The organism is Streptomyces sp. NPDC057137, from assembly GCF_042670825.1.
Classification (GTDB): Bacteria; Actinomycetota; Actinomycetes; order Streptomycetales; family Streptomycetaceae; genus Streptomyces.
The window spans coordinates 568,291-576,553 of sequence record NZ_JBHUUW010000001.1 but is presented as its reverse complement, the minus strand read 5'-3'; the positions used below and the strand labels follow the sequence as shown (position 1 = coordinate 576,553).

The 8,263-nt window shown below is 70.6% G+C and carries 8 protein-coding genes; 5 read left to right on the top strand and 3 right to left on the bottom strand.

The window, feature by feature from the left end; translation table 11 throughout:
* Positions 1-191: 191 nt before the first annotated feature.
* Together ACFT9I_RS02580 and ACFT9I_RS02575 are read right to left on the bottom strand one after the other, a co-directional pair.
* The gene (locus ACFT9I_RS02580; RefSeq protein WP_382559581.1) at positions 192-815 is read right to left on the bottom strand and encodes a hypothetical protein; all 624 of its coding nucleotides are present in this window, start codon (positions 813-815) and stop codon (positions 192-194) included.
* 257 nt (positions 816-1,072) lie between these two features.
* Positions 1,073-1,705 (bottom strand): TetR/AcrR family transcriptional regulator, encoded by a 633-nt coding sequence (locus tag ACFT9I_RS02575; RefSeq protein ID WP_382559579.1) that lies wholly within the window; start codon positions 1,703-1,705, stop codon positions 1,073-1,075.
* 95 nt (positions 1,706-1,800) lie between these two features.
* On the opposite strand from ACFT9I_RS02575, the gene ACFT9I_RS02570 reads away from it, so the two are divergent.
* From ACFT9I_RS02570 to ACFT9I_RS02560, 3 genes are all read left to right on the top strand, one after another.
* On the top strand, positions 1,801-2,547 hold the full coding sequence (locus ACFT9I_RS02570) for an SDR family oxidoreductase (protein ID WP_382559576.1): 747 nt from the start codon (positions 1,801-1,803) through the stop codon (positions 2,545-2,547).
* On the top strand, positions 2,544-3,185 hold the full coding sequence (locus ACFT9I_RS02565) for an ester cyclase (protein ID WP_382559574.1): 642 nt from the start codon (positions 2,544-2,546) through the stop codon (positions 3,183-3,185). The genes ACFT9I_RS02570 and ACFT9I_RS02565 overlap by 4 nt, the downstream gene beginning before the upstream one ends.
* A 238-nt stretch (positions 3,186-3,423) precedes the next feature.
* The gene (locus tag ACFT9I_RS02560) at positions 3,424-3,594 is read left to right on the top strand and encodes a hypothetical protein (RefSeq protein ID WP_382559572.1); all 171 of its coding nucleotides are present in this window, start codon (positions 3,424-3,426) and stop codon (positions 3,592-3,594) included.
* Positions 3,595-3,599: 5 nt separating this feature from the next.
* Here the strand turns inward: ACFT9I_RS02560 and ACFT9I_RS02555 are convergent, their stop codons facing one another.
* On the bottom strand, positions 3,600-4,646 hold the full coding sequence (locus ACFT9I_RS02555; protein ID WP_382559569.1) for an N-acetyltransferase: 1,047 nt from the start codon (positions 4,644-4,646) through the stop codon (positions 3,600-3,602).
* Between the two features lie 269 nt (positions 4,647-4,915).
* On the opposite strand from ACFT9I_RS02555, the gene ACFT9I_RS02550 reads away from it, so the two are divergent.
* On the top strand, positions 4,916-7,222 hold the full coding sequence (locus tag ACFT9I_RS02550; protein WP_382559566.1) for an MMPL family transporter: 2,307 nt from the start codon (positions 4,916-4,918) through the stop codon (positions 7,220-7,222).
* Entirely contained in the window at positions 7,219-8,217 is a 999-nt protein-coding gene (locus ACFT9I_RS02545) for an NAD-dependent epimerase/dehydratase family protein (RefSeq protein WP_382559564.1), read from the top strand. The genes ACFT9I_RS02550 and ACFT9I_RS02545 overlap by 4 nt, the downstream gene beginning before the upstream one ends.
* Positions 8,218-8,263 lie beyond the last annotated feature (46 nt).

Below are 8,263 nucleotides of genomic sequence, written 5' to 3'. Positions count from 1 at the left end.
ACGCCACCGTCCGGTCGCACGGGCGGACCGCCGGTGCGACCGGACTGGTGTCTTCGAAGTGCTCGCGGGCTTGCCGACCGCGTTCAGCCCGCCCAGCAGGTTCGTGACAGCCGATGTTGCCACCTTGGCCATCCAGGGCCCAGCCTGTACCCCGCGAGGGGGCGGGGTCTGGGTCTGGGGCCTTTACCCGGTCAGCAGGGGAGGGTGGTCCTGCCGGCGGCGCCGGTGGCGCCGGCGATGCCGTCGGCGCTGAACGTGGCGCTGGTGCCGTTGCCGCCAGGCTTGCCGGGACACACCGGACTCGCGGCTCCACCCGCTCCGCCGGTTCCGCCCGTGTGGCCGCCGCCGGCCGTGGAGGCGCCGCCGGTGCCGCCCTTACCACCAGGGATGCCGACCCCGGCGTCTCCTACCCCGCCCACCCCGCCCTTGCCGCCGGTGCCACCGAGAGTGGCGTTGCCGCCGTTACCGCCAATGCCGCCGTTACCGTTCGCACCCCCGGCGCCGCCGGTGCCGGCGAGGCCGCCGGTGCTCGCGTTGCCGTCGGCGTTGCCGCCGTTGCCCCCGCTGCCGCCGTTGCCGTTCGCACCGGCAGCGCCGCCGGTGCCGCCCAGGCCGCCGAGGCCGCCGTTGGTCCCTGCTCCGTTGATTCCGTTGGCGCCGGGGAAGCCGAGAATGCCGGAGCTGGTCTGGGTCCGGACAGTGCCCGCGTCGGCGCGGGGGGTTGCGGAGGCGAGGGCGGGCGCGGTGAGGCTGATGACGGTGATCGCGGCGACCAGGAGGGTCCGGGGAACAGCGGGAGTGCGCGTGAAGCGCATGAGGTGACCTCTCGATTTGCGCGACCGGAGATGCTCTCCGGCCAACACACCATCAACGTAGGCCGGAACGGGCCGCGCAGCGCTCTGCGGAATGATCCAATGGCTCTAAATGGGCTGTTTGACGAAAAAATGGCTTAAGTTAACTTATTTGGTACTCCTCGGCTGCTCGGGAGCGCGACCGACACCCCACCACCCCGGGTGTGCCGATCTCGCCAAGACCCGCCAACAGCCCTTGGGTGGAGCGGACAGCGTTCTGCTCAGCCGCCGAGCTGATCCGGGCCCGTGGCGGGTGGCCAGCTTCGCAGGGCCATTTCGGCCACGTGCTGGAGGTCGTCGCGGGTGGCGCCGCCGGCGGCCTGGACGGCGATGCCGTTGGCCACGGTCATGATGTAGCGGGCGAGCAGGTAAGGATCAGCGGCGGGCGGCAAATCGCCTTCGTCCACGGCTTGTTGGAACCGGTCGCGAAGGAGGGAGACGTGCCCGTCGCGCCAGGCGGCGAGGATGTCGCGGGCGCCGCTTCCCGAGTCACCCGCGGCGAGGGACCCCTGGACGCCGAGGCACCCCGCGGGGCAGCCCGAGCTGGTGGTCGCCCGGACCGAGCCGTCGAGGAACGCGGTGGCCACCTGCCGGGCGCTCGGCTCCCGCAGAGCTGTGACTCCGTACGAGGCGGGGCCTTCCTCGTAGCGCTCCAGGGCCTTGCGGAACAGGTCCTCCTTGTTGCCGAAAGCCGCGTACATGCTGGTGCGGGTGATGCCCATGGCGCTGGTCAGGTCGGTGAGGCTGGCGCCTTCGTAACCCTGTTCCCAGAAGACCCGCATGGCGCGTTCGAGTGCCTCGTCGGGGTCGAAGCCCCTCGGCCGGCCGATCGGCGCCTTCTGTCCTGTGTCCATGCCAACGATCGTACCTCTTCTGTACCGGTCGGTGCGTAAGGTGCTAGAGTCTCTTTCAGTACCGATCGGTACTGAACTCTGTGGAGGTCACGGTCATGGGACAGCTCGAAGGCAAGACCGCCGTCGTCACCGGCGGCGGGACCGGGATCGGCCTGGCCACCGCCGTTCGGCTGGCGGCCGAGGGCGCGCACGTGTTCATCACCGGCCGGCGCAAGACCGTGCTGGACGCGGCCGTCGAAACCATCGGCCCGGCAACGGCTACGGCGGTGGTCGGTGACATCTCCGACCTCGCCGACCTGGACCGTCTCTACGACGCGGTCCGCGTCCGGGGGCGCGGGCTGGATGTGCTGTTCGCGAACGCCGCCACCGCGTCGTTCGCCACGCTGGAGCAGGTCACCGAGGAGCACTTCGACGAGACCTTCGGCGTCAACGTCCGGGGCACCTTGTTCACTGTGCAGAAGGCGCTGCCGCTGCTCAACGACGGCGCGTCAGTGATCCTCAACTCCTCGGTGCGCGCCGACGACGGTGTCGCGGCGTTCGGCACGTACGCGGCCTCCAAGGCGGCGGTACGGTCCTTCGCCCGCACCTGGGCCAACGAGCTGAAGGGCCGCGGAATCCGGGTCAACACGATCTCCCCGGGCACCATCGACACCCCCGCGCTCGACGCCGCGACCGCGGGAGACACGCCCTTCACCAAGTCCGAACTCGCCGCAAGCGTCCCACTGGGCCGGATCGGCAGCCCGGCCGAGGTCGCCGACGTGGTGGCATTCCTCGCTTCCGGGCAGAGCAGCTTCGTCCTCGGAGCCAACCTGTACGTCGACGGCGGCGAGAACCAGATATGACCCCGGACACCGCCCGTCGCGTGACCGGCGGCGGCGACATCGCGACGCGCGACGAGACCTCGCACGGCGCCCATCTGCCGCGGAACGGCATCCCGAAGCGCGACAAGGCAACTTCCGTACCGATCGGAAGAGAAGCGCCTGCGACCGAGGTTCCCGCCAGCAACGACGGACGCCACGGCGATGGGGCGTCGCACGTCATCACCATCCGAGCACACAACCCGATCCGGGACGACAGAAAGGCCATCATGTCCGACACCGACCTGCGCGGATTCTTCCAGCGCTACATCGACGCACTCAACACACATGACTTTCAGCGCATGACCGAATTCATTCACGACGAGCTCATCATGAACGGCCGGCCGGTCACGCGGGACGACGTCATCGCGGAGCTGGAGGGGCACGGCGACGCGGTCCCGGACTTCACCTGGCGGGTCCAGGACCTCGCCATCGAGGACGACCGCGTGGCGGCCCGTCTGTTCAACAAGGGCACACCCGCGAAGGAGTGGTTCGGCCTGACCCCCACCGGCGTCACGGTCGAGTACGCCGAGTACGCCTTCCACAAGGTCCGTGACGGGCGCTTCTACGAGATGAACTACCTGATCGACGCTCAGGCAGTCCAGCGACAGCTCGCCGGCTGACTCCCGGGTCGGCCTCCAGCATCTCTGAGAACCGCTTGCGTGCCACACAGACTCGGGCGGGCCCGCAGGTTCCCGAAGGGGCGCCGACCACGGCGCGAGATGCACCCGCACACGGTCACGGGCGTGACCGGGTCAGTGGAGGCCGATGCGGGCTGCCACCCACGAGATGCTCCGGCCGGTGGGGCGCGCCGCCTTGGCCGTCCGGCCACTGCTTCCCGTCTCGTTGACGATTGGGAGCGTGCGGCCGACGGATGGAGGAAATGGTTCGCCGAACCGATGCCGGACGCATGTCGAGGCGCGGGTGGACGCCTTGCGCGCGGAGATCTCGGAGTTCGATCCGCTGCCGTTCGCGGACGACGAATCGCAGTGGACCCTCGCCCTCGAAGAGGTCATCGACGGCATCTGGTAGAGAAGTCACCCCGGGGATGAGGTGAGGCGTTCCACGGGGCGTTGGCAGATGCGGTACTTCTTGATCACCTGGGCCCCTGTGAGCCGCATGGTCCGATTGGCCCGGCGGTTGTCGGCCAGCATCCAGGACGCCTCCATGACCGGGTAGCCGAGGCGCTGTGCGTTGCGGGACAGTTCCATGCCCAGGAGAAGTTCGATGCCGCGGTTGCGGTACTCCTCCCGTACTCCGAGGACCATCACCCGCAGCCTGTCGACCCTCCGGCGCGCCAGCAGCAGGCGCAGCAGGCCGAGTGGGATGCCCCAGGTGTGCAGCCTGCCGTTCGCCGCCGCCAGGGCGGGGGCGAGGTCCGGCACGGCCAGGACGAATCCCGCGGGTTCGCCGTTCACCTCCGCGACGGCCCCCAGTCCGGGACTGAGCACCGGTCGCAACTGACGTGCCAGGGCGTCGAATTCACGGTCGGTCATCGGGCTGAATCCCCAGTTGTCCTTCCAGGCGGAGTTGTAGATCTCCTTGATCAGGTCCGATTCGGCGGCGAAGTTCCGCGTGTCCAGGGGACGGATCCGAACGCCCCGATCGCTTCCGGACCGCAGAAGACGCGTCAGCTTCCGGTCCTCGTGCACGGTGGTGGGAAGTTCCCAGGCCAGCATCTCCGTCGCCGTGGTGAATCCGCAGTCGCGGATCAACCTGTCGTAGTACGGCGGGTTGTACGGCATCTCAACAGCGGGCCGGAGATCGAATCCCTCGGTCAGCAGTCCGCATTCGTAGTTGGTGGAAAGGGCCACAGGGCCGATCAGGGTGACGAGTCGCCGGGCCCGTAGCCAGGACGCGGCAGCGGTGAACAGCGCGTCCGCGACGCCCTGATCGTCGACACAGTCGAACAGCCCGAAGAAGCCGTCCTTCGAGCCGTGGAAGCGGTTGTGGTTCGGATTGTGCACGGCCGCGACACGGCCCACGACGCGACCGTCCCGCCGGGCCAGGAAGAACTCCGCCTCGCCGAACTCGTAGAAGGGATGGGCCCGGCGGTCCATGAGCCTGCGCTGATCGCCGCGCAACGGCGGTACCCACAAAGGCTCTTGCCGGTGCAGGACATGGGGGAAGTCGACGAACGCCGACCGGTCCGATCGGGTGCGGACCGCGACCACTTCACACGCACTGTCATACGCGCCGTCACGCACATCTTCAACCGCGTCGTCGGACGCGTGGGAACTCTCCATAGCCCAACGAGGCTAGCACTCAACGTAATTGCCTCATCACCGGTCGTGACGCGCTGTGCTATGACTGTCTCCGCATGAGACGCAAGCGGAGAAAGGCGGACCGGCCCGTGAGGCAAGAGCCGTTCGGCGGCTTCGAGAGCCGCTCGGTGCGCCGCGCCCGGCTGGTTATGGGTCTGACCTTCGTGTTCTCGCTCCTGGCCTGCTGGTACGCGCTCGGCCTGACCCAGCGGCTGTCTCCCGGCGGCTGGACCCCGTCGTCCGCCGACTCCGTACGCGCCGAGGCACTGCTCGCATCCGAATTCCAGGCCGGGCCACCGCAGTTGATCCTGCTCGCCAAGGCTTCGGGAGAATCCGTCGACGCCCCGCGGACGACCGCGGCGGGCCGCGAGCTGACCCGGCGTCTCACGGCGGACCACCGGATCGCATGGGTGAACTCGTACTGGCAGCACCGGCTTCCGTCCCTCCGGACGAAGGACGCGGGAGCGGACGCGGACGGGGACTCGGGCGCGGACTCCGCTCTCGTACTGATCCGCTTCCACGGCGATGAACAGGCCGTTCGTGACGCGGCGGGCGACATCATCGACCGGTTCACCGGTACGAACGGTCCGCTGCGGGTGTCGGCGTCCGGTGCGGCGGCCGTGCTGAACGAGACGGAGCGGCTCAGCGACGAGGGCATGCGCCACGCCGAGTTCGTCGCCGTGCCACTGGTCCTGCTCATCCTTCTGTGGGTGCTGGGCAGCGTCACGGCGGCCCTGCTGCCGGTCGTGGTGGGTGTGGTCGCGGTCGCCGCCACGACGGCGTTCCTGCGGCTCCTCGACACCACCACCGAGGTGTCGCTGTTCGCCCTGAACATCACCACCGCGCTGGGCTTCGGACTCGCGGTGGACTTCAGCCTGCTCCTGGTCAGCAGGTATCGGGAGGAACTGGCCGCGGGCTCCGGACCGGAGCGAGCCCTGCGGCGGACGCTGCGCGGGGGCGGCCGTACCGTGGTGTTCTCCGCCGTGATCATCGCCGCTTCCCTGTGCGCGCTGCTGCTGTTCCCGCTGCCGCTGCTGAGGTCGCTCGCCTACGGCGGAGCGACGGTGGTGTGCGCGTCGGCCGTCGGGGCGTTGACGGTGCTGCCCGCGCTGCTCGTCCTGCTGGGGGACCGCATCGACCGCTGGGACGTGTTCGCGCGGCTGCGCCGCCCGGAGCGCGCGGTGTCGTCGGGCGCGTGGTTCCGGCTCGCGCACGCGGTGATGCGGCGGCCGGTCCTGGTGGCCGTGGGGGCGCTCGCCCTCCTCGTGCTGCTGGCGGCACCGGTGACCCAGGTGCGCTTCGGCATGTACGACGACCGGATCCTTCCGGCGTCGTCACCCGTCGCCGAGACATCCCAGCGGTTGCGTGCGGAGTTCGGGTCGGAATGGGTGGACGCGGCGAGCGTGGTGCTGCCCGGACGGCGGCCGGGCGCACCCCCCGACTCCGTGACGGGCCCGGTTTCCGGCCCGCCTTCCGGCCCGCTCTCCGATCCGGTGCTCGACGCGTACGCCCGACGGCTCGCCCAGGTGCCGGGAGTGCGGCGGGTCGACGCCAGGACCGGCACCTATCGCGACGGTCGGCGTGCCGCTCCGCCGGACGCGACGTCCGGCCGGTTCGCGGGCCCCGGCGGCACCTGGCTGTCCGTGGTCCCGGAGGGCGACGACCCGTTGTCCCCCCGAGGCAGCCGACTCGCCGCCGGGCTCCGCGCGGTGCCCGCGCCCGGACCGGTCCTGGTCGGCGGACCCGGTGCCCGGCTCGCGGACACCGAACACGTACTGACCGGCCGCCTGCCGGCGGTCGTCGGCGTCACCGTGCTGGTCACCTTCGTCCTGCTGCTGGCGTTCACCCGAAGTGTGCTCATTCCCGTCAAGGCACTGGTCCTCAACGCCCTTGGTCTGGCCGCCACTTCGGGGACCCTGGTCGCCGTATTCCAACAAGGCCACCTCGCGCCGCTGCTCGGTGACGTCACCGCGGGCGGCATCACGGACGTGGTCGTCCCGAGCCTGATGTTCTGCGTGACGTTCGGCCTGTCGATGGACTACGAGGTGTTCCTGCTGTCCCGCATCGTCGAAGAGCACCGGCGCGGCGGCGACACGGAGACCGCGGTGGCGGTGGGTCTGCAACGCACGGGCGGGCTGTTCACCTCCGCCGCCCTGGTCTTCGCCACGGTCATGGCGGCGCTCGCGCTCTCCTCGCTCGTCCTGCTGAAGCTGATCGGCGTGGGGCTCGCGCTCGCCGTCCTGCTGGACTGCACCGTCATCCGCGCCCTGCTCGTCCCGGCCGTGATGCGGCTCGCGGGGCGCGCCAACTGGTGGATGCCACGGCTCGGGCGACGCGAGGACCGGTCCGCCCCGTCGCCAACTCCCGTTCCAACGGCACCGATGGAGGCCCCATGACCACCGCACATCCCCGCTTCGCGCTCACCGGTGCGACCGGGTTCATCGGCCGGCGGCTGTGCCGGCGGATCCTCCGTGAGGGCGGTGACGTCGTCGCTCTGGTACGCGGCACCTCCGCGCACCAGGACATCGCCGCGCCGGGGGTGCGTCTGGTGACCGGTGACCTCGTCACCGGCGAGGGTCTGCGCGAGGTCGTACGCGGCGCCGACTACGTCGTGCATCTGGCCGGTCTGGTCAAGTCGCCGACGGAGGACGGGTTTCGCCGGTGCAACGAGGAGGGCACACGGCGGCTGGTGGCGGAGGTGGCCGCGCTGCCGTCCCCGCCGCCGCTCGTGTTGTGCTCCTCCTTGGCCGCCGCGGGTCCCTCGCAGCCGGGCCGGCCCCGCCAGGAGGAGGACCCTCCGCTGCCGGTGTCCCGTTACGGGCGGAGCAAGCTCGCCGCCGAGTACGCGGTGCGGGACCTGTCCGACCTGGTGCCCGCGACCATCGTCCGCCCGCCGATCGTCTACGGCCCGGGGGATCCGGCGTTCGTTCCCTCACTGCTGCCGATGGTGCGTGCTGGGGTGGTGCTCAAGGCCGGGTTCGGTCCGCGCGGCTACTCCTTGGTGCATGTCGACGACCTGTGCGAGGCGCTGCTGGCAGCGGCGCTCCGGGGCCGTCGGCTCGGGGCGACGCGGCCCGCCGACGGCATCTACTCGGTGTCGGACGGTGCCACGCACACCTGGGACGACCTGTGCGGGGCGCTGGCGAGGGCGCTCGGGCGCCGCGGCGGTCCGCTGGTGCTGCCGGTGCCTCTCCCTCTGGTCGGCGCGGTGGCCCGGGGCGCCGAGCTGGTCGGCCGCCTCCGGGGCGACCATCCTCCGCTCAATCGCGACAAGGCCGTCGAGCTGAGAAGCGCGTGGTGGACCTGTTCGACGGAACGGGCCCGCCGTGAGCTGGGTTTCGTTCCCGCCGTCGGTCTGGAGGAGGGGCTGGCCGAGCTGGTGCCGCGCTAGGCCCTGTCTTCAGAGTCCCGCCCGGCGCGTCGTCGGCCGCCCGGCC